Annotated in this window: 27 protein-coding genes; 6 read left to right on the forward strand and 21 right to left on the reverse strand. The window is 64.2% G+C overall.

The window, feature by feature from the left end; all coding sequences use genetic code 11:
* Nucleotides 1-12 precede the first annotated feature (12 nt).
* A complete protein-coding gene (locus ET445_RS13730) occupies nt 13-480 on the reverse strand; it encodes an SRPBCC family protein (protein WP_165314408.1) in 468 nt (155 codons plus the stop codon).
* Here ET445_RS13730 and ET445_RS13735 point away from each other — a divergent pair.
* Nucleotides 479-1,396 carry a class I SAM-dependent methyltransferase gene (locus ET445_RS13735; protein ID WP_208008419.1) on the forward strand — a complete coding sequence of 306 codons (918 nt, stop codon included), beginning with the start codon at nt 479-481 and terminating at the stop codon, nt 1,394-1,396. The two genes, ET445_RS13730 and ET445_RS13735, sit on opposite strands and share 2 nt — an antisense overlap.
* 1,217 nt (nt 1,397-2,613) lie before the next feature.
* On the forward strand, nt 2,614-2,892 hold the full coding sequence (locus ET445_RS17310; protein WP_165314409.1) for a helix-turn-helix domain-containing protein: 279 nt from the start codon (nt 2,614-2,616) through the stop codon (nt 2,890-2,892).
* Between the two features lie 78 nt (nt 2,893-2,970).
* Here the strand turns inward: ET445_RS17310 and ET445_RS13745 are convergent, their stop codons facing one another.
* The 14 genes from ET445_RS13745 to ET445_RS13800 form a co-directional block, all read right to left on the reverse strand.
* Complete coding sequence (locus tag ET445_RS13745; RefSeq protein ID WP_108250005.1) at nt 2,971-3,231, reverse strand: DUF3892 domain-containing protein; 261 nt, start codon at nt 3,229-3,231, stop codon at nt 2,971-2,973.
* A gap of 75 nt (nt 3,232-3,306) precedes the next feature.
* A complete protein-coding gene (locus ET445_RS17315; RefSeq protein ID WP_165314410.1) occupies nt 3,307-3,462 on the reverse strand; it encodes a hypothetical protein in 156 nt (51 codons plus the stop codon).
* A gap of 67 nt (nt 3,463-3,529) precedes the next feature.
* Nucleotides 3,530-4,543, reverse strand: a complete 1,014-nt coding sequence (locus ET445_RS13750) for an ImmA/IrrE family metallo-endopeptidase (RefSeq protein ID WP_129191776.1) — start codon at nt 4,541-4,543, stop codon at nt 3,530-3,532.
* Entirely contained in the window at nt 4,540-5,208 is a 669-nt protein-coding gene (locus ET445_RS13755) for a helix-turn-helix domain-containing protein (RefSeq protein ID WP_129191777.1), read from the reverse strand. Before ET445_RS13755 ends, ET445_RS13750 begins: the two co-directional genes overlap by 4 nt.
* Nucleotides 5,205-5,717 (reverse strand): sigma-70 family RNA polymerase sigma factor, encoded by a 513-nt coding sequence (locus ET445_RS13760; protein WP_129191778.1) that lies wholly within the window; start codon nt 5,715-5,717, stop codon nt 5,205-5,207. The genes ET445_RS13755 and ET445_RS13760 overlap by 4 nt, the downstream gene beginning before the upstream one ends.
* Before the next feature lie 215 nt (nt 5,718-5,932).
* Nucleotides 5,933-6,646, reverse strand: a complete 714-nt coding sequence (locus ET445_RS13765; protein WP_129191779.1) for a hypothetical protein — start codon at nt 6,644-6,646, stop codon at nt 5,933-5,935.
* The gene (locus ET445_RS13770) at nt 6,643-7,236 is read right to left on the reverse strand and encodes a hypothetical protein (RefSeq protein ID WP_129191780.1); all 594 of its coding nucleotides are present in this window, start codon (nt 7,234-7,236) and stop codon (nt 6,643-6,645) included. The genes ET445_RS13765 and ET445_RS13770 overlap by 4 nt, the downstream gene beginning before the upstream one ends.
* 41 nt (nt 7,237-7,277) lie before the next feature.
* Nucleotides 7,278-8,813: an ATP-dependent DNA helicase gene (locus ET445_RS18100; RefSeq protein WP_243695212.1), complete on the reverse strand. Its 1,536-nt coding sequence runs from the start codon at nt 8,811-8,813 to the stop codon at nt 7,278-7,280.
* Nucleotides 8,810-10,024 (reverse strand): hypothetical protein, encoded by a 1,215-nt coding sequence (locus tag ET445_RS18105; RefSeq protein WP_243695213.1) that lies wholly within the window; start codon nt 10,022-10,024, stop codon nt 8,810-8,812. The genes ET445_RS18100 and ET445_RS18105 overlap by 4 nt, the downstream gene beginning before the upstream one ends.
* On the reverse strand, nt 10,011-10,382 hold the full coding sequence (locus ET445_RS13780; RefSeq protein WP_129191781.1) for a M48 metallopeptidase family protein: 372 nt from the start codon (nt 10,380-10,382) through the stop codon (nt 10,011-10,013). Before ET445_RS13780 ends, ET445_RS18105 begins: the two co-directional genes overlap by 14 nt.
* On the reverse strand, nt 10,382-13,318 hold the full coding sequence (locus tag ET445_RS13785; protein ID WP_129191782.1) for a type I restriction endonuclease subunit R: 2,937 nt from the start codon (nt 13,316-13,318) through the stop codon (nt 10,382-10,384). Before ET445_RS13785 ends, ET445_RS13780 begins: the two co-directional genes overlap by 1 nt.
* Nucleotides 13,315-14,604, reverse strand: coding sequence for a restriction endonuclease subunit S (locus ET445_RS13790; protein WP_208008420.1), 1,290 nt, complete (start codon nt 14,602-14,604; stop codon nt 13,315-13,317). The genes ET445_RS13785 and ET445_RS13790 overlap by 4 nt, the downstream gene beginning before the upstream one ends.
* On the reverse strand, nt 14,601-16,424 hold the full coding sequence (locus tag ET445_RS13795; RefSeq protein WP_129191783.1) for an N-6 DNA methylase: 1,824 nt from the start codon (nt 16,422-16,424) through the stop codon (nt 14,601-14,603). The genes ET445_RS13790 and ET445_RS13795 overlap by 4 nt, the downstream gene beginning before the upstream one ends.
* A 64-nt stretch (nt 16,425-16,488) precedes the next feature.
* Complete coding sequence (locus ET445_RS13800) at nt 16,489-17,952, reverse strand: hypothetical protein (RefSeq protein WP_129191784.1); 1,464 nt, start codon at nt 17,950-17,952, stop codon at nt 16,489-16,491.
* 256 nt (nt 17,953-18,208) lie between these two features.
* Here ET445_RS13800 and ET445_RS13805 point away from each other — a divergent pair, with 256 nt between their 5' ends.
* Nucleotides 18,209-19,456 (forward strand): AlbA family DNA-binding domain-containing protein, encoded by a 1,248-nt coding sequence (locus ET445_RS13805; protein ID WP_165314411.1) that lies wholly within the window; start codon nt 18,209-18,211, stop codon nt 19,454-19,456.
* 35 nt (nt 19,457-19,491) lie between these two features.
* Here ET445_RS13805 and ET445_RS13810 read toward each other — a convergent pair whose 3' ends face one another.
* The 6 genes from ET445_RS13810 to ET445_RS13840 form a co-directional block, all read right to left on the reverse strand.
* Nucleotides 19,492-19,803 (reverse strand): hypothetical protein, encoded by a 312-nt coding sequence (locus tag ET445_RS13810; RefSeq protein ID WP_129191786.1) that lies wholly within the window; start codon nt 19,801-19,803, stop codon nt 19,492-19,494.
* Nucleotides 19,804-20,353: 550 nt separating this feature from the next.
* Nucleotides 20,354-20,893, reverse strand: coding sequence for a DUF3846 domain-containing protein (locus ET445_RS13815; RefSeq protein ID WP_129191787.1), 540 nt, complete (start codon nt 20,891-20,893; stop codon nt 20,354-20,356).
* Complete coding sequence (locus tag ET445_RS13820) at nt 20,887-21,423, reverse strand: DUF3846 domain-containing protein (protein ID WP_129191788.1); 537 nt, start codon at nt 21,421-21,423, stop codon at nt 20,887-20,889. The genes ET445_RS13815 and ET445_RS13820 overlap by 7 nt, the downstream gene beginning before the upstream one ends.
* A 201-nt stretch (nt 21,424-21,624) precedes the next feature.
* Nucleotides 21,625-21,960, reverse strand: a complete 336-nt coding sequence (locus tag ET445_RS13825; RefSeq protein ID WP_129191789.1) for a hypothetical protein — start codon at nt 21,958-21,960, stop codon at nt 21,625-21,627.
* Nucleotides 21,961-22,560: 600 nt separating this feature from the next.
* On the reverse strand, nt 22,561-23,412 hold the full coding sequence (locus ET445_RS13835; RefSeq protein ID WP_129191790.1) for an oxidoreductase: 852 nt from the start codon (nt 23,410-23,412) through the stop codon (nt 22,561-22,563).
* Nucleotides 23,412-23,882, reverse strand: a complete 471-nt coding sequence (locus tag ET445_RS13840; protein ID WP_129191791.1) for an ester cyclase — start codon at nt 23,880-23,882, stop codon at nt 23,412-23,414. Before ET445_RS13840 ends, ET445_RS13835 begins: the two co-directional genes overlap by 1 nt.
* Before the next feature lie 117 nt (nt 23,883-23,999).
* On the opposite strand from ET445_RS13840, the gene ET445_RS13845 reads away from it, so the two are divergent.
* The 3 genes from ET445_RS13845 to ET445_RS13855 all read left to right on the forward strand — a co-directional run bounded on the left by ET445_RS13845 (nt 24,000) and on the right by ET445_RS13855 (nt 26,807).
* Nucleotides 24,000-25,001: an alpha/beta hydrolase gene (locus ET445_RS13845; protein ID WP_129191792.1), complete on the forward strand. Its 1,002-nt coding sequence runs from the start codon at nt 24,000-24,002 to the stop codon at nt 24,999-25,001.
* Complete coding sequence (locus ET445_RS13850; RefSeq protein WP_208008422.1) at nt 24,919-25,557, forward strand: TetR/AcrR family transcriptional regulator; 639 nt, start codon at nt 24,919-24,921, stop codon at nt 25,555-25,557. Before ET445_RS13845 ends, ET445_RS13850 begins: the two co-directional genes overlap by 83 nt.
* 155 nt (nt 25,558-25,712) lie before the next feature.
* Nucleotides 25,713-26,807, forward strand: coding sequence for a hypothetical protein (locus ET445_RS13855; RefSeq protein ID WP_129191793.1), 1,095 nt, complete (start codon nt 25,713-25,715; stop codon nt 26,805-26,807).
* Nucleotides 26,808-26,884 lie beyond the last annotated feature (77 nt).

The raw sequence follows: 26,884 nt of genomic DNA on the forward strand, positions 1-26,884 counted from the left end.
GGTCGGCCTCGCTCACGGCGATCCCGCTCCCGCTCGAAGGTCGGATTCGACGGCGGCTTTGATGCCCGCCATCTCGATGTCGCTCACGCGCTGGATTCGGTCGTGGAGGGCGCGTCCCGGGATGGCGCGCATGAGCTTCGCGGGGTCGACTTCGACCCACATCATCGCGTCGGTCCGGCGGTCGCCTGCCGGCGCGAACTCCATGCCCCAGCGGGCCACGGACGTTCCCATCGTTCCGGCGAACCCCATCGAGCGCGGGGCATCGACCTCCGTGATCTGTTCGCGCCGGCGGTGATTCCAGCCGAAGTCCCTCGCCCGCTGCTCGACCCATGCGCCGGGCTCGAACCGTTCACCGTCGCGAACGCGGCACTCGATCACGGTCGGCGCCCACTCGGGCCACCGCCGGACGTCGGCCAGGTATCCCCATACGTCCTCGATGCCCCCGTCGACCGTGATGCGGCTCTCGGTTCTGATGGTCATGGGTTCCACCGCCTCCATGCGTCGCGCCTGCGGCCCCCACCGCTCCGCGACACGCCATGCACAATACTGTTGTCATGCCACTGCCGCGAGGGGGTGCAGCGATCGGATCGCTCGGAGGACCGTGGTGACCCGGCGCGCCGACGTCGACGCGGCGCTGCACGACGCTCGAGTGGCCGCGCATCTCCCCGCCCGCTTCGTCGGTCAGGAGAGCTTCATGACGGCCGAGGGGATCCTGGCCCTCGCGCGCAGCGCCGGCGTGGGCGCCGACACGCGCGTGCTGGACGTCTGCTGCGGCACCGGCGGTGCCGGGCGCCACCTCGTGCGCACGCTCGGCTGCTCTTACCACGGTGTCGACGCAGATGCCGAGGCCGTCGCCTCGGCCCGGCACCACGCCGTCGGCTTGTCGAGCACCTATGCAGTGCACACGGTGCCGCCGCTGCCCGTCGGCGAAGCCGACGTCGACGTCGTGCTCCTGCTGGAGACCGTCCTGGCGTTCCCCGACAAGCATGCGCTCGCATCGGCAGTCGCGGTCGCCTTGCGACCGGGCGGTCGGTTCGCGTGCACGCTCGAAGAAGGAACGCCGTTGACGCCCGTCGAGCGCGAGGCGATGCCCGCCGCCGATACCGTCTGGCCCGTGCCCTTGGCCGAGTTCGTGTCGACGTTGGCAGACGTCGGACTCGCAACCGTCTCGGTTCAGGATGACACCGCGTCGCATCTGCGCGTCGCGACCGCTCTGCTCACGCAGTTCACAGCCGCTCGCGACCGCATTGAGGCGGCGCTCGGCGCGACGTTCACCGATGACCTGCTCGCGTCCCACCGACTGTGGCGGGACTGGATGGCGTCGGGTCGCATTCGCAAGTTCGCGCTGGTCTCGGAGCGTGAGCCGATCGACGGAGTCCTCGAGGTCGCGGACTGATCGATCGGTTATCGACGAGCGCCGTGCGTGCAGCGACGACGCCGTGTCGTCGGCGAGGGTTCCGATGCGTGCTCTGGAGAGTCAGGCGGCAGTCTCGGTTCTTCGGAAACAGCCCTTGAGGTCGTCTGGGCGGTCTGGCGCCCGACATCTCGTGGATCGGCCCGGCGTCCGTCGCCGCCCACCAGCCTTCCGACCGCCACGCGCCTTCCGACGACTCTTGCGGGCGTGCTTGTGCATCGGAAGCTGCTTCCGCAGTGACGCAGCGGACATGGGGACGTCGCGGCTCCGCCGCAGCGCCTGACCTCGCCGAGCCAGGAGCTTCAGCGTTCGGTACGCAGCCTTGCGCACGCGCTTTGGAGCGAACAGTGAGAGCAGCGGCAAGACCGCGTCGCGCACTATACGCGTGAGAGCCACGCCACCGGCCGTAACAAGCGCGACGACGACGGCGCCCGTCGCCATGTTTGAGCCGAACCAATCGAACATGTTGCAACCGCCTTCGAATCGGGGGAAGACCGGCGGCGCATGGCTGCGCCGCCGAGGTCGGTCGGCACCGCCCCGGATTGGTGCGTCCGACTCGTCCGTGCTGGACGAAGTTCGAGCCGCACCATGTGGCCGAGTGGAGTCGCCCGTTCCCGCCGGGCGTGAGTGGTCGGCTTCATCGTCGAAGCCTGGACCGCGAATGCGGCTCACGCTCTCCCATCACACGCGGAAGACTCCACGTGTGCCTCGCGTCGAGGGCGGTCCTTGAGTCGGACTCGGCTACGGCACGGAATGCAGGTGTCGATCGACTGATGCGATCTTCGAATCTGCGTCGGCGGGTATCACCGATGGGTACTGTTCACTTTCGATGGTCCCGGGACCATGTCGAGATGATAACGAGCCGGTAACGAATGGGGGAAGGCTTCCGGAATCCAAAGCTTGGGTTCGGACGATGTCGCAATCCGCCATGTTGGCGGCCCCGCAACATTCGTAAAATCTAAGCTTGGGCGGGTTTCCCTCGCGATCCGACGACGAAGCCCCGGCAGAACTCAGTTCCACCGGGGCCAATCTGTCGGTCGGTCGACATCGTCTACCTCTGTTCCAATAAATCAACCACCTCTGTTACGGCGGCCCAGATCCGCGAGATCTCGGGCGTCGAAGGCGGATCTGAGCGGACGTTCCAACCTCGCGTCAAGCGCGGCTGGAACCACCTGAACGCCGACCAGCAGGCGGCAGTCGTGGCGCGATATGGCGCAGGCGAAACATCGACAACACTCGCGGAGGAGTACCGCGTCGCCAAGTCCACGATCCTCCGCGTCCTTCGTGAGGCCCGCGTCGTCGTGCGACGTCAGCCGATGACACCCGACCAGGTGAGCGAAGCCGCACAGCTCTACGAGGCGGGGCTGTCTCTCTCGCAAGTCGCCAAACGACTCGATGTAAATCAGGAGACGATGCGAATGGCCATTTTGAAAGCTGGTGTCGTCCTGCGTGCGCCGACGAAAGCGAAGACCGCGTAACGCTCGACGCCCGGCCATCCAACAAGTGAAGGACCGCCCGCACAGGCGGGGCGGTCCTTCGCCTGTGCGGCGTCGCGGTCACAGGTCCGGGAGGTCGTCCAGGTTGTTGCGGGTCGTGTTGTCGCGATCGGTGCGGAGGTACTTGCCGGTCGCGCCGTTCACGACGCGGATCTCCGTGCGCTTCTCGGGCCACTGCACGTAGTACGTGTGGATGCGGAGCTCGATGTCGCTGATGGCGTCTGCCTTCGCACGCGGCGACCAGTACTGGCCGGGCGTGCCGATGGCGGTGATGTCACCGTCGCGGTTCTTGCGTGAATGGGTTACTCGTCGATCTGCCATGATTCCTTGCTCTCTTGATGAGGGTGAGATGAAGCGGTGACGAGCGGAGCCAGCACCGGGCCGGCTCCGCTTCGATCACTTCTCGTTGCGGACGCCCTTGTGCTGGCTGGGGCTGCCGTTCATGATGCGGCCCGTCGAGGTGTCGCGCTTGAACCAGGTCTTGCCGACCTGGAACTCGCTGCGCCCCTTGACCGCACCGACGCGGTGGCCGCGTCCTGTGTTCTTCGCCATTTCCGGCTCCATCTCCGGGGCTGACCGTCAGCCCCTCACCAAGTAGTCGGAGCAGGAGGCGATCGAGTTAGCGGCAGCTCTCGCAGAGTCCGTCGACGAGCAGGTGGCGCTGGAAGATCATGTAGCAGCCGGTGCAGGTCTCCTCCGTCTTGGCGGCTCGGTCGCACTGACAGTTCTTGCAGACGGGGCAGAATCCCTTGCCGCAGGTAGGGCACGGGTAGCCACGGAACGTGCGGCTCTGTCCGCAGCAGTAGACGGTCAGAAGGGGGCGCGTGTCGAAGTCGCGCGGCTGGATCATGTAGCCGGGGTCGATCTTCCAAATGTCATGCCCGGCCAACACCGCGATGATTCGCCTGTCGTCGGCAATGGCATCGGCGTAGAAGTCGGCGGTCCTCCCCCACGAGTCACGCCAGGTGATCCTGCGCGTGAACGCCGCTCCAGGAGCGATCTGTCGGAGGGCATAGGCATCCGGAAGAGTCTGGCCGCGCCACGGATAGACAACAGGCCACCCATCGTCAGGCTCCGGCTGGATGCTCGCGTGCGCGACTTGGCCGTCGAAGCGGTCGATGAGCACGACGGCGCCCAGTCCACGGATGCGTCGTGAGATCGCGATTGCGCAGGCTTGATAGCTGGCCTGGCTGTTGTCGAAGAGATCCTGAATGTGGTGCGCCCGCACAAGGTCATCGCCGACCACTTCGGCGATGAGGGCCTCGGGCAGCAGGAGCCGCTGCGCGATCTGGTCACACACCGTCTCGAGCAGCGCCGGCGGATCCGACTGATCGGCGATCCAGTCGAACAGCCCCTCGTCTTGCTCCACGATCCAGTGGCCAAGTTCATGCGCGAGGGTGAAGTTCTGCCGGCGGCTGTTTGGCGTCGGGGCGTACAGGATCACACCGTCTTCGAGAAATGACATCCCGTCGCAGAAGCCGCCGTCACCACGACTGCTGGACAGCGAGTCCACGGCACGGACCGTCAGCCGCAAACCCGCGGTGAGCGCGTCGATTGGGTCGAGGGCAAACTGCTCCTGTATCGCCGGATCGAGGATCTTCACGGCGCGCTCGATCCACGGCCCGAGCTTCACGAATCCTCGGCACCTTCGACGGACTCGACCAGCGCCTCGAGCGACTCAAGTAGGACGTTCGCTTCGGGCGCGCCACCTCGGTGCACCGCCACCAACATGCGCGACTCCAGAGCAGAAGCCGCCAGTGCGACCGTCGTTCCCTGGATCCGCGCCCACCGTTGCGCCAGCCCTTTGAATGCCTCCGATCCCACAACGGCGGCCAGTCGAGCACGCTCGGGATCCGCCCCGGACTTGTGGCGCAGCCGATCCGCATCGACGCCGGTCTCTTCCGCAAGCGCGTTGATCAGCGCCGGGACGTGAGTCAGGTTCTTGCCGCTCTCCCACGCGAAGACGTCCCTGTTCGTGATTTCCCAGCCACGTGCAGCAAGTCGTTCGGCGAGCGCGCTCACCGTCAGCCCCGCGCGCTTGCGGGCGCTCGACACCGCCTTCCCGTCCAACTCAAGCTCTGAGTCGGGGACCAGCCCGAGCATGGCCGCGACCGGGTCATCAGCAAGCGGCGGAGCACCCTGCTGGCTGGCCCAGGCGACATCGGCCGCGTTGAGGAGCTCCTGAATCCCCGGGTGATCAGAGGACTGATCCGCTCCTGCGGCGCGCGCAGACTGACCAGCGCGCGCATCGAGGATGGCTGCAACTTCTTCATCACGGTCGTCCGATTGCATCGTCATCCTCCTCCTTCCACGGCGGCATTGATCTTCGACAAGACTTTCGTATTGATCTGACTGATTCGACCCGGCGTCACACCAAGCTCTGCTGCGACCTCATCACGCGGACGGTCCAGCACGATGTACTGCGCGAGGACGTAGTGCTCCTGAGCATCAAGGCGCGCGATCGCGGCTCGTGCCCGCGCCATCTTCTCGAGCCGCTCCAAGGCGTCGTCCTCGTCCGGCGCCGCGCCGCCCGCCACGTACTCCTCCGCGTACTCCACACCGCGCACGACAGCAGCAGATCGCACGATGTCGAGGGCCCTCCGCTTCGCGGTGACCACCAGCAACGCCTCCCAGCTACGAGGCGGTTCCGACGGAGGCGCCTTCATCAGCGACACCATAGCCTCCTGGACTGCGTCGGCCGCGAGATCCCACCGCCCGCTCCCGCGCAGCACTTCGTAGGCGACTCCGTACATCGCGTCGCGATGCTTCTGATACAGAGCCGCCCAGTCGTAGGAGGGATCAGCCATGCGCAGGCTCCTCGCCGGGTGCACTCATCTCATCACCTTCCATCAGCGCCGATGGTCGTCGCTTCAAAAGGTAGTCGAGACAGACTGCCGGAGAGTTAGCGACGCGTTGGCAATCGGCGAAGCGGCGTTCGTAAGTCCGCAGTGCATCTCGCCCGTGATCTGCGGCTCGCCGAGCCGAACGGTTCGCGGCTGCCGGAGCCGAAGTGAGTCATCGGTCAGTTGAAGTGGAACGTCCGGTAGGAGCTCTGCACGTTGAACCGCCGGCCATCCTTGCGCCGCTGCAGGAATCCGACGACCGTATCGACGTCGTCCGGCCGCATGCCCAGCTCTCGACACTTCGCGCGGACCTGCTCGGGCGTGATCGGCACCCAGCGGTCCGGCCGATTCATCATGTCGGCCTTGAGCTTGTCCTCCTCGTTCCACTTCAGGCCTGACGAGTACCCGGCGGCCATCCCGGCGATGTGCTCGAGAATCCCTTCGACACCATTCGGAAGCTGTTCCCGCGTCTCGGGCACGTCACGCGCAGGGGCCGGTGGCACCGTCTCACCTCGCAAGAGTTGCACTGGGTTCGCGTCTTCTATCCACTCGGCCGTCTCGCTCTCATTCCACTCGATTACCACGAGTGCGTCCGCGTCGACGTCCCAGAGGCCGTTGAGGTGCTGGCGATCCGGCCATGCGTAGAGCGCTCGACGCCCCGAGAGCGAACCGGTCGAGAGCCCACGCCAGCTCAAGTGCAGTACGCCAGGCTGCGACACCAACTGCTTCAGGCTGTCGCCGTGGAACTGCTTCTGGGGCGTGATCACGACGACGGATCCACCGGGCTGATCGAGCAGCCATCTGATCGCCCGCATGTTCTGTGGTTCGCGCGAAGTTTCGCCCTCGCTGAGTCGCGAGATCGCGACGGGGAACTGGTACGCCTCGGATGTCATCTGGTATCGCCTCGCTTCGGGTACGGGACACTCACACTAGACATGGCCTCCGACATCCACGGGGTATTGAGTTGTCCATCGGCCAAGTGCTGGTGCCGCTGCACTATCGCCAACGTCCGCGAGTGCAGACCTCCAAACTTATGCCCACCGCTCAACTCGATCGCTGCACTTCCTCGGGCTTGAAGTATCGATCGCTGCACTTCCTCGGGCTTGAAGTACTCCACGAAGAGCCGTCCGAGCACGATCCAGTCATCGGCGGTCACGTCCGTATCGGCGTGGAGATCGAGGGCTTCCTCCACCGTCCAGTCGTCGAGGGTGATGTACGGCGCGCTCCATCGGCCGCTGTCCCACGCTGCGCATGCACCGACGCGGCGCTCGGACTTGCCGAGCCCGATCCAAAACAGGTTGCCGGGATCGTGGCCTTTGATGCTCGGGAAGAACCGTGCCTCCGGCCACCGCCTCCACGCGTGGTTGAACGCGAACCCGAGCGCCATTTTGTTGCTCGTCACAGCGCCGACGCCTTGAGCGAGCACGCCGAGCGCCATGCCGATCACGACGGCCTTGACCTGCTGATCTTTGCTTTGGGTCACGCGGGCTTCGCCTCTCATGGGTGTCTCTTGCGGATGCGCGCTCAGGGCGCCTGCCGTACGTGTTGCATCCGCGGCCTTGTGGCAATAGGGGCGACACCCCGCCGCGCGCGCAGCAGCGCCTCATCCTTCGTGTTCTCGCTCACGACCATGCGGCTAAGGATCCGTTTCTGCGTCTCGGGCGTCCAGTAGATCTTGAGGTGCTGGCGGGCGCGGGTGATGGCGGTGTAGAAGATGCTGTGCGAGATTCGCTTCTCGTTGGCGTCGGTGATGACGACCTTGACGCTGGAGAACTCGAGGCCCTGCGCACGATGGATCGACACGGCGTATGCGATCTGGAACGGCAGCACCGTCGTCGCGGAATCGTCATCGTCGTCCGTGTTCGCGCGCTCGAAGACGTCGAACTGCACGACCGTGTCCGACACCCAACGCAGATCCGTTCCCCACAGGTCTGCGGTCGTGACGGTGCGCTTGATGTCGACGTCGAACGTGATCTGGCCAGGGGCGTAGTCGATCTTCGTGATCGTGCCCTTCATGTTGTTGAAAATCACCGGTCGGAAGCGGTCCGTCTCGTTGAAGAGCACAGGGTCGCCGACCTTGAAGATCGAGTCGCCCCACGCGACGGCGGGGTTCCGGTTGCTCGTCTGCATGAAGCGGTTGATGTTGTTGATGCCGTAGAGGCCGTCGTAGTTCAGGCAGAGCACGATCTCGTCCGGGTCCGCGCGGGTAAAGAGGGACGCGTCGAGCGGGCCTGCGTATTCGCTCCCGGAGATGGACTCCTCGATCCGGTCGTCGAGGGTGCGCACCCGGTTCCAGAGGGTCAGGAGCGCGTCGTCCTTGGTGCGGTACGGCTCGGTGAGTTCGAAGACCGAGTCAGGCGTGATGTAGGAGCGGATGGTCCGGAACCAGTTGCCGAACTCGATGGACTCGATCTGGTAGACGTCACCCACCAGCACCAGAAGGTCAAACGACGTTTGGTCGAGCACCTTGAGCAGATCCGAGTTGCCGACGGTGCTGCACTCGTCGATGACCAGCAGGTCGTAGCGCAGTGAGCCCGTCGGCCCCGAGCCGAGGTGGCTGTCGATGGTGCTGAAATGGGCGTCGCTCGTCTCGACACGGCTCCGTAGGTTGTCGACGGCGGTGTTGGTCTTCGCGAGGAAGAGCTGCCGAGACCCATCGAAGTAGGCCGCAATGTGCTCGACCATCCGGGTCTTGCCGGTCCCGGCCGCGCCGTAGATCAGGGCGACCTTGGACTCGGCGAACAGCCGGGTGAGGGCATCGGCCTTCAGATCATCATCGATCTCGAAGGGGTTGGCGTCGAGCCAGGCCTTCGCATCGGTCTCGTGGTCGGTGAGGCCGCTCGCGGCGATGGCCTGCAGCTCGTTGACGATCGTGACCGAGTCGTTCTCGTATCCGGTGATGAAGACATGCCCCTTGTCGTGGGCCATGATGCGCGGCTTGTGCTTCTCGGTCGGCGGCAGCAGCCCGTTGTAGGTCGCGACCAGCTGATCCAGATCGCCGAGGTCTTCGAGCTCTGCGTCGGGTGTGTAGATGGCGCCGTGCTGCTCGACGTTGTTCATGACGCGCCGGGCAAGGAACTCGTGCTCGCGCCCCTTGCTGCCGATCGCCGTGGCCAGGTCGTAGAAACGCGGCGTGTGTTTGCGGGGTAGGTGCAGAAGGGCATGGTGTCAAACGGTCTCGACATCGGCGTGATGTAGAGGTTCGACAGCCACCCACAGCGGTCGGGCTGGTACTGGGCGCGCACCACGTTGTTGTTCATGCCTAAGAGCAAGTAGCGCAGGATCCGCGTGCCGGGTCGGTTCAGCCGGATGACGTCGCGCGAACTCTGGAGCATGGTGAAGATCTCGTCGGCGCGCTTGATGCCGTCCGTCGCCCAGGTTCGGATGCGCTTGAAGTCCGCGTCGGGCATGTCGACCAGATCCAGCAGGCTGAACTGGGTCGTCGTAAGGTACTGCATGAGGTTCCGGTACTCGAGCTGCCCGCTGCCCACTTTCGTCTGCTGGCCGAAGAAGCGGGCGTAGTTGTTGAACTCGCAGGGGCGGATCGAGACCTCCCACGAACGGATCAGGACGATCGGCATCGCCTGCCCGAAGACATCAATCGAGCTGCCCTCCAACTCCATGTTCGCGGCGTAGGAGTCCGACACCTCGATATTGGTGAAGCCGATGATGCGGTCAAACTTGCTCGTCCGGTTGTGCGCCGGCGCGAAGGTGACCTCGTAGTAGATCCTCCCGTTCGCGTAGAACGGTCGCGAGCTGAGCACGTAGTACCGATCACGATGCGGGCCGCCGGGCGGAATCAGGCCAGGCGCTTCGATCCTCGCCGCGATCTTCTCGTGGTATTCCCTCAGCAACGGATCGAGATCGAGCGGGAAGCTCTCGAGGTTTCGCAGGATCTCGACGCCGAGGTGGTCCTTCGCGATCTGGCGGGTGCGGAGCAGGTACTCGTAGTACTTCAGCATCAGCCGCTCGGACGGATCCTCGTCGAGAGTGAAGTGCGACACGCTGACCTGCAGCATCGCGTGGAAGCGCGTCAGCGGCCGGTACTTCGCCTGCGCCTTCGCGAAGTCCCGAGCCGGGTCGAACTGCGTCTGGTAGGTGAAGCGCTGCGTCGGATCTCCGATGTGCGCCCACACGATCATCGCCTCGACGAGGTCGCGCAGGTACTGCAGCACGTTCTTCGATAAGAACCCGCGATCGGCCGTAATCATCGAGATATTCGTCTCAATGGCATCGCTGGCGGCACGCACCTGCCCCTCAATCGTCGGCATCGATTGCCCGTCCCGTCGCTTTTGCTCGCTCTGGCTTTTGATCGGCAGAGTGCCTGCTCTGCTTCTCAAGGTCACGCCAGTCGGGAACCAGAGCGGTCATCAATGCCTTGAACTGCTTGCCGTGATCGCGGTAGCGCAGATGCAACAACTCGTGGACGATGACGTAGTCCTGAAAGTTTTCGGCCTCGTCTGCAAGGTCGTCCGCGAAAGTCACGATGCCCTCGGGGGCACAGGAGCCCCACTTGCCTGGCAGTCGCTGGATCCGGACCTGCTCCGGGTTTACCCTGAGCTTGACTGCCCAGCCCATAGCGCGCCGGCGAAGCTGCTGCTCGGGGTAGAGCGGCGACTTGGCAACCATCAGCTCGCCTGCTCCAGCACTTGCATGATCTTGTCGATCGCCTCGGCACGATCGTCCTTGGGCAACGCCAGGACCGGCGTATAGAGCTGTGCCCGGAGCCGGCGACGCTCCTCCGAGTTCTCCTGCCACGTCGGGAATTTGGCGAGCACAGACTCAATCTCCCTGGCTGCCGTCATCGCGTCGAACCCTGCGACATCCGCCTTGCTCTCGTGGCTAAGCGTCCAGAACACCGCGAAGCCCATGCCCGACAGACCACTCGCCTCGGCTTGCTTCTTCGCCTCGGCCTTCTCGCGGGCAAGCGCCATCAGCTCGTCCATCGCCGCGAGCCCGTCGATCTTGCGGGTCTCCATGTCCTGGAGGATGCGATCGGCCTTGACCCGGATGCTCTGCAGCACCACGGCACCAGCCGGGTCGTCGTCCATTTCCTTTCTCAGGCCGCGCAGCAGGTTGTAGACCTTGCCCTCATCCGGACCCTCGTCGACCTTGAGAGACTCCAGCGCGTCGATGTCGAACGTGACGACCTTCGAGAAACGACCCAGCCCTTCCTGGATCGCACCCTCTTCGATCAGGCGCTTGGTCTTGTGCTCCAGATCCCCGAGGAAGGACCCCGTCTCGGAGAACGCCGCTCGCACCGCGGCGTAAAGCTGACTCAGCCGCTTGTAGGTCGTGATGTGGTCGCGGAGCTGGGCGTCGGGCGACAGAATCTCCCACAGGGCCTCGACGTCCTTGTAGTCGTCGTAGAAGACCTTGCGCGCCTCGGGGTCGAGGAACCGTCCGTAGACGACGCTCTCCAGCTGGGCGTCCGGAGAGAGGGCGCTATCGACCTCCAGGTAGTTGGAGGCGGCTGCCGCGATCTTCTCGTGCAGACTGACCATCAAGAGATCGAGGTCCTCGAGTGCGCCGTTGACGTCGGCCGCGTCGAAGCTGAGCGCCTTTGTGATGTTGCGCAGGATGCCGACGAAATCGACGACCAGGCCGACCCGCTTCATGACGTTGTCGGCGTCGATGTATGGCCGGTTGACCCTGGCCAGCGACTGGAGCAGGACGTGGTTGCGCATCGGCTTGTCGAGGTACATCGCGTAGAGCACCGGAGCGTCGTAGCCAGTCAGGAGCTTGTCGGTGACGATCAGGATCTTGGGCTCTTCAGTCGCCTTCTTGAACAGCTTGCGGACGTCCTCCTCACGATTCTCGGAGATCTGCAAGGCATGAACGTCGGGGCGGTCAACGATGTCATTGGGGTTCTTGGAGTAGACGACCTCCGACCACTCGGACGGCAGGTACCGGTCGAGCGCACGCTTGTACTTGGCGCACGCTTCGCGATCGACCGCCACCATGAAGGCCTTGTAGCCGAGCGGGTCCACGTTCTCCTTGAAGTGCTCCGCAACGAACTTCGCGACTTTGTCAATGCGGTCATCCGAGCCGAGGAACGCCCGCAGGCCGACGGCTCGGTCGAGGACCTTGTTCAGTTCCTCGATGTCGGTGACGTCGTCTTCGTCCGACAGCGCGAAGAATTGCTGCTCTAGATCCTCGGTGGCCATGGTCATCTCGGACGGCGCCAGCATGTACTTGATCGGCAGGGTCGTCTCGTCCGTGATCGACTCGATGATCGAGTACTTGTCGAGATAGCCGTCGTCGTCCTGCGCTCCGAAGATCTGGAACGAACCGGAGCCGGATCGGCTGCTACCGACAGGCGTGCCCGTGAAGCCGATGATGGTGGCCTTGGGAATGGCTCCCATCAGGTAGGAGCCGAGGTCGGCGGCCACGGAGCGGTGCGCCTCGTCGATGAAGACGTAGATGTTGTCGCGAAGCGAGCTGTCCTTCCGGATGTCCTCGAACTTGTGGATCATGGCGACCACCAGGCCGCGGAAGTCCGAGTCAAAGATGTCCTGGAGGTCGGCCTTGCTGTCAGCCCGGCGCCAGGCGATGGCGCTGGACTGCATCTCACCGATGAGGCGCTCGACCCAGCCGTTGAGCTGACCCTCCAGCTCGTTGCGGTCGACCACCAGGATGACCGTGGAGCCGGCGAAGCGGGACTGATCTTCGAGGATCTGCTTTGCCGCCGTGAGCAGTGTGAACGTCTTGCCAGAGCCCTGGGTGTGCCAGATCAGACCACGGTCCTTTTCGGGGTCCGCGCAGCGGGCGACGATCTTGTCGACCGCCACTCGTTGGTGCTCGCGGAGGACCGACTTCTTGGTCTCGCCGTCCTCGACGTAGAAGAGGATCCAATCCTTGAGGGTCCGCAGGAAGTCGTGCGGCTCGAAGAACGCCTGAACCGCCGAGCGGTACTCCTCGTCCTCGGTGTGCTTCCACCTGAAGATAAAGCGACGACTGACGTTCCAGGTCACGCCATACCGGTAGCCGAGTAGATGCGTGATGTTGTGCAACTGAGTCTGGGCAAGGAGCTCGGGCGTCTCGATCTCGTAGCGCCGTAGCTGGGTGATCGCCCGGGTCAGGGCGTCACCGTCCTTCGGGTTCTTGTGCTCCACGATGGTCACCGGGATGCCGTTGACGAGGAAGATCACGTCGGCCCTGTTGCCCTTGCGCACGACTGGATCGATGCGCCACTCCCAGGTGACGTGCAGGGCGTTGTTCTCAGGGTGATCGAAGTCGATGAGCCGAACAGGCCGGACACGCTTCTCGGTCTCGTCCCGCCACATGTGCTCGCCGCGCAGCCACTTGAGCACCTCCCAGTTGCCCTCGATGTTCGGCGTGATTGCCTCTATCGTCTCGATGACCGAGCGTGCCTGGTCCTCGCTGAGCCACGGGTTGAAATCGAGGATCTTCTCCTCGAGCACGTCGGCGAACAGCATGTTCTGGCGCCCATGGCGGAGCGACTCGGCCTCGAACGGCGTGAGCGGCGTCCAGCCGACCTCCGCCGCGTGGTCGACCATGGGGAACTGAACGGTGTAAGCCTCACCGATCCTGAGCGTGGTCATGCGGCACTCCCAATAGTTTCGTCAGGAACAGCGAGTTGGTCCGACGTCACCTCGCCCGTCATGAGGCCACGCAGCAGACGCAGGTAGAGCTCATTGAGAGCTGCCGCCTTTCGACGGTGGACGTCAACCTTGGTCTCGATCGCACATATAGTCCTGTCGATCTCATGTAGTTCACCGGCATCTGTCGGCAGAGCAACCTGAAGGTTCTCAACGTCGTTGAGGTTGAGTGTCATGGTCCCGTGGGCCGAGCTGACGATCTGACTTAGCAGGCGAGACTTTCCGGCATAGATCGCAGAGCGGAGGAAGTGACCCGACAGTTCGCTGAACTCGTCCTTCACCACTAGTGCCTTCACATCCTGGTTGAACGCCATCGGGCGGGAGATGGCTGCCACGGGCAGGTCCTTCGCGAGCCCCATTCCGCGTACAAGCAGCAGGACTGCCTCCTCCGGTGCCAGGCGACTGCCCGATTCGACGCCCTCAACGGACAAGTGGTCTACTGCGTCTTCAAGTACCGGGCGCTTGAGGTCCTTGCCCGATACCCAAGGAATGTCACCGCCCCAGAACTCAGGAACTGCCTTGCGTGGCGTCCCACCGCTCCAGATCTGACAAAGTTCGCCGATTGACTTCATCTGCCAGGACCACGGAATCGGCCCGATCTCAGAGTCCTTTGTTTCTTCGCCTCGCAGCCCAAGAGCAAACAAGTCGCGAAGGGCGCTGGCGTGAAGACTTTCCACTCCATGGACCAGCCGCTCCTGAATACCGACTCCCTCCCGGGCCGCGCCGAGCACAGCCACGATCGCCTGCTGCTCAGCCAGCTGCGGGAACGGAACGTGCAGAGCCGCCAACCGGTTACGCGACAGGTTCGGGATCGTTGTCTTGTTGCCCGCGCCCTCGAAGATTCCCAGCTGCGTGAAGCCGGATTGCAGGAAGAAGACGTAGAACCGCGGATCGATCCGCCCGACCATCTCCGGCTTCGGACGCAAGCGGTGCAGGTGATTCTGGAACGAGATGCGTTCGATGCTGCCGTCCCAGATCGCGGCGCGACCAATCTCGCCGCCCTCGCAGACCAGCAGGTCGCCCGGTAGCAGATTCCTCTCTTCGAGTTCCGCATCCGACATTGCCATCTGATCGAGGCTGGTCAGGTCAAGCCGGTCCCAGAACACGTTGGAGGTACGCAAGAAGGGCACCTTGTTCTCACCCACGCGCGCGGCCGCGGACATGGTCTTGCCCGCACCTATGTCGAAGATCTCGCCGAGAGGACGCATCGGCCAGTCGGTGGCGCTCACAGCTTCACCAGCATCTCGGCGAGCACCTGGTCGATCTCTCGCGCACGCTCGTCGAGTGCGACGAGGTCCGCGAAGATCTCCTTGACCGGACGCAACTCGGCAGCGTCAGCCTGGGCGACCCAGCGAGCCGGGCTGAGGTTGTAGTCAGCGTCTTGCACTTGTGCTGTCGAGACAACGTTGACTTCGCCCTCGACCGCGTGGTCCGAGCGAAACAGGTCGGCGAGTTGCTGTAGCTCGTCCTCCACGAGGTAGCTCTTCGGGCGGCCCTTGCGGAACCGCTTGGAAGCGTTGAGCAGTACCACCTTGCCTTTGCGAGCCGCCGGCTTGCGCTTGTTGAGGACAACAATGATCCCTGCAGCACTGGTGTTGTAGAAGAGGTTGTCCGGCAGCAGGATGACACCCTCGATGTAGTCGCGGTCGACGAACCACTTGCGGATGTTGCGTTCTTTGTCCTCGTTCTTGGATCCTGAGCCGCGCGTGACGGCGCCGGTATCGAGCACGACCGCCGCCCGACCTCCGTCACTCATAGAGGCCAGGGTGTGCTGAAGCCACGCCCAGTCACCCTTGCCGGATGTCACGCCACCGGACTTCGTGAAGCGGTCGTAGGGATCGTTGTCGAACAACTCAGTAGAGAAGGTCTGGTTCCACATCGGGTTGGCGATCACGACGTCGAACCGCTGGAGTCCACCAGCCGTGTCACGGAACTTGGGGTTGATCATGGTGTCGCCGCGACGGATGTCGACGTCCATGTCGTGGATGATCGCGTTCATCTTCGCGACGGCGTAACTCTCGGCCTGCAGCTCCTGGCCGAAGAGTTTGAGGGGCACCTTGCTCGTCGGGTCGAGCTCACGGGAGATGAGCTGCAGCTTGATGAGAAGCCCGCCAGAACCGCAGGCGTAGTCATAGCAGGTCTCGCCCGGCTTAGCCCGCATGATCCGAGCCATGAGGAAGCCGACCTCAGTCGGCGTAAAGAACTCGCCTGCCGACTGGCCCGAGCCCTCAGCAAACTTCCGGAGCAGGTACTCATAGGCGCGGCCGAGGAAGTCGGGCTGCACGTCAGCCAGACCAAGTCGATACCGCGGGTCAGAGAACGCCTGCACGACATCCTTGAGCTTGGACGGGTTGATGTCGCGCTCACCGTTACGCACCTCAGCGAAGTCGACGATGTCGATCACACCAGCCAGGCTCGGGTTGTAGCGGACGATCGCGCGGACGGCCTTGGTCAGGTGCTCCCCGATGTCCTTCGGTGCCGTCGACCGACCACGCTCGTCCAGCGGCCACTCGTACGTCTCGCGCTCCGAGATGACCGCCCAGCGACCCTCCGGCGGTAGGTAGAAGCGGAGCAACGAGTGGTCAGACTCGGCAATCTCCAGGGCGACGCCGCGGTCACCGTACTCTTCCGCCAGCCGCGAAATCTCGTCGTCGAAGACGTCCGACAGTCGCTTCATGAAAAGCAGCGGGAGCAGGTAGTCCTTGAACTTGGCGGCGTCCTTCTCGCCACGGATCGAACAGGCGGCATCCCAGAGCATCTGCTCCATGGGTTTGGTCGTCTTCGCGTCGGCCTTGCCTGCGCGCTTGCGACGTCCCGCTGTCACAATGGGTGCGTCGCCCGGGTCAGCGAAGTCGACGCCAGCCTCCTCGGCCAGGACAACGATGCTCTGCAACTTGGCCTTCTGCACCTTCGTGGTACCGTCGCCACCCTCCCACCGATTGACGGTGGCAAAGGACACACCGAGTCGTTCCGCCAGCTCCGTCTGAGTGAGCTGGAGGCTTGCCCGGATGGCTCGGAGCGTGTCCGGCACCGTCGTTGCAGATGTCATATTTGCTATCTTTGCGATATCGCAAATACTTGTCAAGTGCGCGAGTGCCCGGCGTGTCGTGACGTCAGTTGCGGCGGAACCAGCGCCTCCGCATGGGGCGAGTGTCGGCTGGGACGAACGCCGCGTCCGCTTCACTCTCCTGGCCTCCAGACTCCATTTCGGAGTCAACGCCTGTACCGAACAGCAGCGCGCGAATCGCCGGTACGTCTTCATCGCGCCAGGAGGCGAACAGTTCGAGGGCTGCGATGACCGGCTCTGTCTGCGCCGCGAGGAACTCCTCGCGGGCGTAGGGCCGCGGACTGCGCTCCAGCGGAACTGTGCGGATCTCGTGACCGATCACGAGCGCACCGCCTTGGATCGGGGTGCTGCGCGGCAGTGCGGGCCACTCCCGCAGGTGGCGCAACAAGTCTTGATAGGCGCGTTCGGAGGCGCTGCCGCTCGCCGACTTCACCTCCACCAACTTGGACTGCCCGCCATAGGTGCAAAGCAGATCGGCGTTCTTGGTGCCGCCGAGGCGCACATCGAGATCGATTACTTCAATGCCGGCAAATTCGAAGACAGACCGCACGGCATCAACGAGCTGCTGACCGGTGCCGTAGAGCAGGCCCTCACGAGTCGCGACGGTGGCCGTCTGCGCATCCTCAAGCTGGCGTTCCAGGTCGCCGCGTCGGGCGATGTAGTCGGCTTCAAGATCGGCGAGAGCGGCGCGGGCGTCACGCTCGCGGCGAGTCATGAGGTCTTGGTCGAAGGCAAGCGGACGCCGTGCTCGACGTAGGGCGCCTGGAACGAGCTCGGGCAGAGCTTGCTCGAGCAACCACGGGAGCAGCACTGTCCAGGGAGTCTCTACTGGAACCACATAGCGTCGTTCGACACCGTCGGGCGAGATCCAAGCCCCGACGACTGGCTCGCCGAGCTCGGTCTCCAGGATCGGGACCAACTCGCCCTCAGGAGGGTACTCCCGCGTCGGGCCGCCCGGCTGCATCAGGGTGCTTCCCTCGATCGTCAGGCTGCGCCAGGTCGGCGCCGGGTTGAGGCTCAACAGTCTCCGAGCCAGATCGCCGTCTGCCCCGCCAAGGCCGGCAACGAGGCGCACCTTAGCCTCCTTACCGAGCAGCCGACCGTTGATGCTGGTGTGGGTCTGCCCAATTGAAACAGAGTCAACTGGCGGGCCGAAGACGTTGTACACGCCGAGACGCTGAGGGCCGATCGAGCCGATCGGGCTAATCACCAGCGCGGTCTCACCCCGCTTCGCGGCTCCGTGTCGAAAGCGCTCGAACTCGTCAGCACCCTGACCCGAGAAGATGCTCGGCTGCAAGGCGACCACGCAATCTGCGCTGTCGAAGCTCACCCAGCGAGGTTCGAAGCCGAGGCCGCTCCAGTCCAGGTCTGGACTGGAGACCGCTGGACGCCGCTTGTCACGCAAGTATGGCGATGCGTCGTCGCCGTACTGTCGTTGCAGCGCCTCAGTCTCATCCCATTGTTCAGGGGTTTCCGAGCCGACGTGGACCGGAACTGCAAGCTGCGTCACGATTCAGCCACCTTGGCCACACCTGCCGCTGCCGGTCCGGCCGCTGGCACGCAACTCATCTCCCACGACGACAACAACGATGCTTTCCTCTCACTCACATACCCATTCGAGCACGTGGCGCAGACATCCGGGCGGTGCCACGACGCGCTTCGGGGCGGATCTGTCTGCCCTCCGCCGCTCGCGTCCCCCAGATGTCGGCGCTCAGTGCCACGCTAGTTCTGCATCACCACCGATGAACGATAGGAGACGGTCCAAGGTGACATTCACAGCCCTCCACCGTCTGCTTGGCGATCCTCCACGCCCGCTCACCTCGGAGATGGTTGACAGCGCCGTGGCCCAGGGCTTACGCGAGACCGATGACCTGGATTGGAAGTCCGAATTGCCACCGCTCGGTGCTATCCCGAGCTCCGACTTCCCCAAAGACGTCGCCGCGATGGCCAACAGCGGCGGCGGCACCCTCATCTTCGGCGTAACTGAGAACGGAAAGGCAGCGAGCGGGCGCAAGGACACCGGCGATCTGACCGAGCGATACGAACGAGGTCTGCGCAGCGCCGCGGTGACGGCGATCAGCCCGCCGATCTTCGGCCTGGAGGTCGTCCAGCTGGGCGAGCCCGGTAATCGGTGCGTGGTGGTGGTCATCCCGGCAAGCGTCGACGGGCCGCATCTGATCTACCGGAACGAGTACTTCGGCGCTCCGATCCGCAATGACGCCGACACCGTCTGGATGAAGGAGCGCCAGATCGAGGCGATGTACCGGGCACGTTTCGATGAGCGCCGCCGATCCACAGACGTCCTCGACAAGCTCTACTCCGAGGCAGCCGCGATGCGCTCGGCCAATAGCCCAGCCTGGATTGTGGCGGTGGCGCACCCGCGACTGCCAGCCACGGTCTCGACTCGACCGGACCAATCGATGGCGCGCCAAGCCTTCGAAGAGGCGGGCAAGAACGCGCTCGTCTACGTCGGCCGCGGCAGCTTGCATCCGCTGGAGCACGTCGACCGAAGCAACCCCCGCCCCGGCCTTCGGCGCTGGACGGCTCGTCCGAGCGTTGAGGGCGACCGACTGCGTTGGCTGGAAGCTTGGATCAGTGTCCACGACGATGGCTCGGTGAGCCTCACCGCCGCAGTGGGCGGACACCGCAACTCGAGCACCGAGTACAACGACGACTCTGTAGTCGAGTCCCGGGACGTCGAGGTGGCGATCGCGGACTTCATGGGGCTGATCCGCGAAGCCAGCAATCGGCTGGGACTCGGTGAATATGAGGTCAGGGTCGGCTTCGAGTGGACGGGCGACGATAGGCTCCAGATCTGGACAACGGACAACATGAACTTCCCCTACTCGGGGAGCACCATTCCGTTGGCGCGGTACACGCCCGTAGAGACGACAGTCCGAGCGGACGCGAATGCCGTCGCTTTCTACTGGCAGGTTCACGACCTCGCCCTCGACTGTGTGAACGAGGGAGGGATCGCCTACGTGCGCACTATCTCTCCGCCCGCGCCGGAGTAGGACCCAGCCGCCAACCTTGCGGAACCCTGGAGTGACTACTCCTCGTGACGAATGTCACGAGCGACCACAAGGACGAGTTGGTCTCCTTCGAGGTGATCCTCACTTCGGCTCACGTCGAGACGGGCTGTGAACCGAACTTCGTCGGGCGCCGGGCTAAACGGATCAAGAAGGTTGAATTCGTGCCGTTCTCGCAGGCGAGGAAGCGCTTCGATGAGGTGAAAGAACCCGTATCGGTCGTCCTGGACTCGCTTGTTGAGTTGGGCCCGGTAGCCGATCGGCTCGTTCGGCCACTCGGCGCGGGCCTTCGAAAGAAGCTCATCGAGGACTTCTACGATTTCATCGGTCACAGATTGCCTTTGTGGAACTTCTTTCATACCTATGTACTGATTTTACAATCCGAAACGCGATCAGTAAAGCGAACTGTCATTCCCCGCGCAGCCCTCGGGGCCTCGAGGGGATCGACGGGGACGGGAGCGGAGCCCCCCTTCAGGCGCCGGATCGGAACTCACGGCGGCGGGTAGTTGTCCTCAGACCATCGGGCGGCAATCGTCTGTATCGACCTCGCAGGGTATTCGATGCAGGCGGTTGGCGCCCGAGTGGAAGCATGGATAGCCGCGCGCACTCAGGTCGGAGCAACGCGCGACGGCACGACTACCAGGCACATCCCGAAGGGACATATGCATTAGGCCTGGTGATCGACATGAAAGGTGCAGGGCGGCCATAAGACGAGCCGCTCCTCACCTTACTTATACGAAATGCGAGCGAGTCGGTCAAGAGCGATCGATGCCGCTTCGGGGGTGGGAGAAATGAAAGTGGCGGCGACCGCGCCGGACCGAGAACTCGTGGTTCTCTAGGTCCGGGCAGTCGCCGCCTTGTTGTTTGGTGCCTGAGATCCGCTCAGGCGACGGGTTCGGTAGGGATCACTCCCCCGGCGAGGGCTTCGCCGCTGTCGGGAGGCGCGGGGACGACGCGGATGTCGTCGATCTCTTCCCAGCGCTCCAGGATGACCATCGCGTAGACGAGTGCTTCGAAGTAGTCATCGTAGGTTCGCTGGTTCGCGTACCACTGGTCGATGCCCGGGACGTGTGCCTCGACGCGCCAGATGCCAGCGTCGGCCAGCATCTCGGCGACGTGCGTCGGGATGTCCGTGCTGTCACCGCCCGAGTCCGGTAGTCCGACGATGAGCGCCGGACCGACCAGTACCGCCTTCTGACGAGACTCGGGCACGAAGTACCACCAGAGGAGCGTGGCCCGGGAGTTGAACAGCAAGTCCAGCACCAAGCCTTCCTCGTGGACGTAGATCGTCACCCCGAGCTCCGCGACGTCGACCGGCTCGATCCAGCCGCCAACGACAGCCTGGTAGTCCTCAAGTTTCGAGACCTCCAGCTCCGTGATCGGCTCGGACTCGTCGGCAGGGATGCGAAGGGCTTTCACCATGCGCGATCACCGCCTCGGAGTGATTCGTCGCGAACCTCCGTCTCCTGCGCGTTGCTGCGCAGACGGAAGTGGGCACCGGGACGCAGGCTGCAGGTGAGCAGCATGCACCAAGTGGCCGCATCGAAGACGTTGCCGAATCGGGCGTACGTGTCGCGCCAGGGCCCGACCCCGAAGGGCTTGGCCTGGACGACGAACTCCTGCGTCCCGAAAACGTCGCGGACGATTCGCTCCGGCACGTCTCCGGTCTCGTCGTCGGTGCCACTCCCGGCGAGAACGACGTCACCGAGGATGAGCGGATAGCTCGTCGGGTCGGCCGTGTAGAGCCACCAGAGCGCCATGGCGCGGCAGTTGACCAGCGCTTGGTTGCTCCGGGCTGCCTCGTTGACGTAGAGCGTGACTCCGAGGGCCGGGATCTCGAGCGGCTCGATCCAGCCGTCCACCGCAGCCTGGAAGTCGCCGACATCGGCCAGCTCTCGTAGACATGGGGACCGCACCGGGTCTTGCGGGATGACGATGCTTCGCACCACCATTCCCACCTCCTTACTGTTGTCGCGACCGAGAACCCCTGTCGGGTTCTCTGACGAGTCGCGGGGCAGCAACGAGGCCGAGATGGTGGCTTCAGGCAGCTGCCCGGAGGGAGCGCGCGAGAGCACTCGACCTCCGGGACAGCCGCCCCTCTCCCAGTCCCCAAGTCGTGGGGAGGGAGCAGTGCCGCTCTCAGCGCCGACGAACTACGTCTGCGCGGGAGCGGTCTTGCCGCGACTCGACGGAGCCTTCGCTCCGGAATCGGCGGCGCCGAAGATGGCCTCGATCGCGTCCTGCTTGGTCTTCGCCTCGCGGTCGATCTCGGCACGCACCGTCTCGGCACGCTGGAGCACCTTCGGATCGGACTTGGAAGCCTCGATCCAGGACTCCAGGGCCAGACGGATCTCTTCGGTGACGGTGCGGTCGTTCAGCTGGGCGATCACGTCCAGCTGGACACGCAGGCCGTCGGTGATGCGAACGGCGAGCGTCCGCAGGGGTCCGAGAGCCGTGGCCGGCACCTCGGGCAGTTCATTCTCAGCCATGCTGAGCCTCCTCATCGGAAGCGATGGATGACCCCCGGGTGGGGTCCTCTACATCGCAGCCCGACGAGGAGTGGAAGAGCGATTATGAACGACCGGTCGGAAAAGTCAATACCCGTTGTCTATTCCACAACGGTCTACCTCTATTGCGCGCGACGTCGGTCCTGCTTTAGGTTCGCGAACGGCAGTCGCCGGTCGTGGTCCCGTCGAAAGCCCTCAATGAGTCCCGCCTCGACGTCTTCCGGGTCCTCGTTCGCCTCGACGCGCCACCCGACGAGGAGCTGATCGCTGTCCTCCAACTGCCATACGAATCGCCCGCCCCAATGGCCAACGGGCTCCCCCGCGCCGTGGCGGGGGTATTCATCGAGCCGTCTGGCGATGCCACGGCTGCCGCGTGTACCCGCGGTGGCAACTCCGATGTAGAGGACGTCGGTACCGTCGACCCACTTCTCCTGGAGGCGTGCAAGCGAAACCGATGGCTCTCGCTGCTTGAAGTGTCCGGCCGGGCTGGTAGCGCGGAAGTGTGGCGGTCCTCTCCGTAGCGGCGTCTCTTCGAGGACGTCCTCGGCACGGTTAGGAATGGCGCAATCGGACGCTACGTGATTACCTGCGCGTGTCGGGCACTGCATTCGACGCACCCATGCGCTGTGAGATCACGCGGTCGAGGGCACGGTCGCTCAGCAGACGTCGCCCAAAGATGGCGCTGCTAGCCCCGGCACCAACCGCGTAGCGGGGACGCGGGTTGGCTGACGTAATGGCATCGGCAATCGTTCGTCCCACCACGTCGGGGTGGGACGCCTTGTCGGGTCGGTCAGCGGCCTCGAGCACGTCCTTCACTGCGCGGGCATACGCACCATAAGCAGTGTCTCCGGAAGTAGCCAGGAGGTTTTCGCGTGCGATGTCGCTCCACTCGGTGCGGATGGCGCCGGGCTCGACGACGACGACACGCACACCGAAAGGCGCCACCTCGACGCGGAGCGCATCGCTCATGCCTTCGAGGGCGAACTTGGTGGCGTGATACCACGAACCGAACGGCCCGTAGATCTTGCCGCCGATCGAGGTGATGTTCACGATCGTGCCGCTGCCTTGCGCGCGCATGGATGGGAGGACGAGCTGCATGAGGCGAGCCGGTCCGAACAGGTTCACCTCGACCTGTTTGCGGCCTTCATCGAACGGCACGTCTTCGAGGGCACCGTAGGCCCCGTAGCCGGCGTTGTTGACGAGGGCGTCGATGCGTCCGGTTTCATTGAGGATCGTGGCAATACCGTTCGCCATCGCGGCCTCGTCGGTGACGTCCATCGGAAGCGGTCTCGCTCCGAGGGGCTTGAGGGCCGCGAGCCGATCAGCGCGCCGAGCGGCCGCGTAGACGATGAAGCCGCGCTCGAGGAGCTGCCGGACGGCAGATTCGCCGATGCCAGATGAGGCTCCAGTAACAAGAGCAACACGGGTAGTCATCACTTGCCTCCTGACGTGATCATGTTGAGCGCCCCCGCGGCGCCGAGGCTACGGAGCATGGCGACGACATCTTCGACGAACCAGCCGCGGGCAATCTTGCCGTCCCGCAGGGTGTACACGCCGACGCCGTTCCAGGAGCCGCGCTTGCTGGTGAACGGGAAGATGCCGAATAGGCGGCCCTTGCGCTGGCCGCTGTTGGTGAAAGTCACGACCACCTGGTCGCCGCTCTCGAAGGTGTCGTGCACCACGAGGTGGAGGCCGATCCAGCGGTTCGTGCCGCCACCACCGCCCATCATCTTCTTGTAGGCGTCGATGCCCTTCTGCTCGCCCAGGCTTCCACCCTCCCAGACCAGGTCGGCATGCCAGAGCTCCTCAATCAGCTCGGTCTTGCCGCCATTGACGACCTCATCGATGAATCTTCGAACGACGTGCACGTTGGCACTGTCCTTCGTCGTTTGTTCGCTTGTCATTGTGTCTCCTTGTGTTCATCTAACTAGTTAGTTAGACTATAAACGTAGCGCACGTTCCGGTCAAGACGATCACCGTGGAATCGTCAGCTGAGTCCCGCGCAGAAGGAGTCACACCCAATGTCAATCACCCAACACATGCGTCGCGAGGACGTCCGCCGTGCTCGACGCTTCCAGCGAACGTTCCCGTTCCTGATGAAGATTCTCTGGTCCGACAAGGACCTCGAGTTCGCAACGAAGAAGATCTCCAAGCCGGACACGCTCAGCATCCCGACCCGTCATGGGGAGATCGCAGCGCTCGTCTACAGCCCGACGAACGAAGATCTTGCGGCCATCGCGCAGCAAGGCCGTCGGCCCCCGATTCATCTCTTGGTTCACGGCGGTGCGTTCATCATTCGCGCTCCGTGGCAGGAGGGGAGCACCGCCCGCTTCCTCGCATCCGAACTCGGAGCCGTCGTGGTCGTACCGGACTATGACACCGCGCCCGACGTGTCCTGGCCGGTCGCAGAGGAACAGAACTCGGACGTCTACCACTGGATCCTTGACAACGGAGACGCCTACGGCTGGGATCTGTCACGCCTGACCATCGGCGGGGCCAGCGCGGGCAGCAAGTTCGCCATGAGTGTTGTCGCCACAGCAATCGACGACGGCGTTCCCCTGCCCATCGCTATTACCTCGGAGTTCGGGTGCGCGGACCTGTCTCGCTCTGACGAGTCCAGAACGACCGCGATCAAGAACCCGATCGTGACTCCCGAGATGATGGGGCTTGCGCGTCGCACCTACTTCTTCGGCGCCGACCCGCGAAACCCCGCGGTGTCCGTTGCGCTCTATCCGAGACTTGGCGAGTTTCCCCCGACACTCATCATGACCGGCGAGCACGACACGCTCCGGCACGAAATGAACGCGATGGCCGAAGACATGGCTTCCAAGGGAGTGCAGGTCACCCATCGACAGTTCCCGGGCGTCGATCACGGATTCACTCACAACAAGCCGACTGCGATCGCCCGTGAGGCAGTCTTCATGATCGCCGACCACCTCCGTGCCGCCTACGCTCGCGTCGACGCGGTACGAGAGAATGGATCCAACGACGGCGAGAGGACGCAGCAACATGCCGCCCGGTGATTCAGAAGCCACCCGGAAACGACTCATCGACGCTGCCATCCAGGAGTTCTCCGCCTACGGCATCGCCGGCGCACGCGTCGACCGCATCGCTGCCGCCTCGAAGTCGAACAAGGCGCAGATCTACCACTACTTCGGCAGCAAAGACGGCCTCTTCGACGCCGCGTTTGACTCCCTCGTCGTCGCGGCCGTGGAGGACGCCCCAATCGACCCGAACGACCTTCCCGAGTATGCAGGACGACTGTTCGACGGCTACGAGGACCACCCCGAGATCCTGCGACTGGCCACCTGGTACCGGCTCGAGCGCGGCGACAGCGCCACGCCCATCGAAGCGGTGACGAAGAACATCCAGGACAAGCTCGACGCGGTCGCAAGAGCGCAAGAGGACGGGACGCTTCCGCGGAGTGTCGACCCTGTCGTCATCCTTGGTCTCGTCATCCACCTCGCCCAGATCTGGTCGGCAGCATCTCCAGAGTTCGCTCCGTTCGTGCCGAAGCTGTCCAGGGCCGACCGACGGACGGCCGTCGTCGACGCAGTACGCCGCGTCCTGGCCTTTTAGCCGCACGCGGGAGCGGCTAGCCGAGCTGGACAAGGCCCAGCTGCGTGAGCATACCGAGCGCACTTTCGCCGCACACACGGGCCGATGGACGCCGGAGATGTCGGAGGCGCGTAGTGAAATGGAGAGGCACGTCTCGACTCAGAAGGAGCCCGCCCGTGACCGACAGTGTCGCTTCCATCGCCTTGGACGATGACGATGAGCCATCACAGGGACGCAGCCTGGCGGAGTCGTACGCATCGCTGTCGCGCGCCGCATCGCTCAACGCAGCGGCCCTGCAGCCGCTTCTGGACTCGGTGGCCGAGACGGTTCGGCTCAGTACCGCCACGTGGCAACCGCAGCTAGCGGCGTTGCAGACCGACATCATCCCGAAGGCACAGTTGGCCGCCATCTCCTCGCTCGCTGCGGCCATTCCTCGCACCATCGTCATGCCCAGCCTTCCGCCGGATCTCACCGAGTCCATTCGCTCCATGGCGCAGGCAGTCGCCTCGTCGCAAGCATCGGCACTCGCGCAGATCACGGCACACATGCCGCAGCTTCCGGACCTGAGCGGATTCCAGAAGATGCTCGCGGGTACGGCGCTCTCGCCGGGGATCCTCGAGTGGCTGCGCACTGCCCACCGCCCCGGCAACTGGTCCGACGCGGTGGAGGAACAGATCGACGCCGTTGTCGAACTCGTCAACGACGATGGCATCCCCGTTGCGTGGGTGCCGCGCACTGCGACCCTCGAGGAGCTTCTCACCGCCAGCTCGGGAAACGAGCGCTCGCTGATCCTGATCGCTCGCCGTGACGAGATCCTCGAGGACTGCGCGTCAGCGCTCGCGCGATTGGAAGACGATTCAGCCGAGTTTCCCGCTCTTCCGATTGTCCAGAAGGTGCTCGCCGGATGCCGCGACGGGCATTGGGAGATCGCCGCAGTCACGGCCGTGACCATCGTCCACGGGACGGTCGAAGCCCTGCGGTGGGCGTCGGATCGGCAGCGCGCGGCGCGGCAGCACGCACTGCAGACGGACGAAGGAAGGGATCGACTCCTGGAGCAGGCGACCCGCGCGCCGCTCGTGCGCTTCTACGACGAGTGGCATGCGAAGTCTGGCAAGCCCCGACCAGCTCACCTCAGCCGCCACGTGGTGGCTCACGACCTCGCGCCGGATCAGGTGACCGAGCGCAACTGCATCGTCGCCGTGATGTTGATGGCGTCGCTGCTGCGCACCGTCTACGAGTTGGAGCTCGGTCGTGAAGACACGCGCCCCTGAGGGGTCCCGACGGGGGCTCGGCCAAGCGTGGCCGGATGGGACTCACCTTCCTACGCTGGTCCCGTGAACACGCGACA

Source organism: Agromyces protaetiae (assembly GCF_004135405.1).
Lineage (GTDB): Bacteria > Actinomycetota > Actinomycetes > Actinomycetales > Microbacteriaceae > Agromyces > Agromyces protaetiae.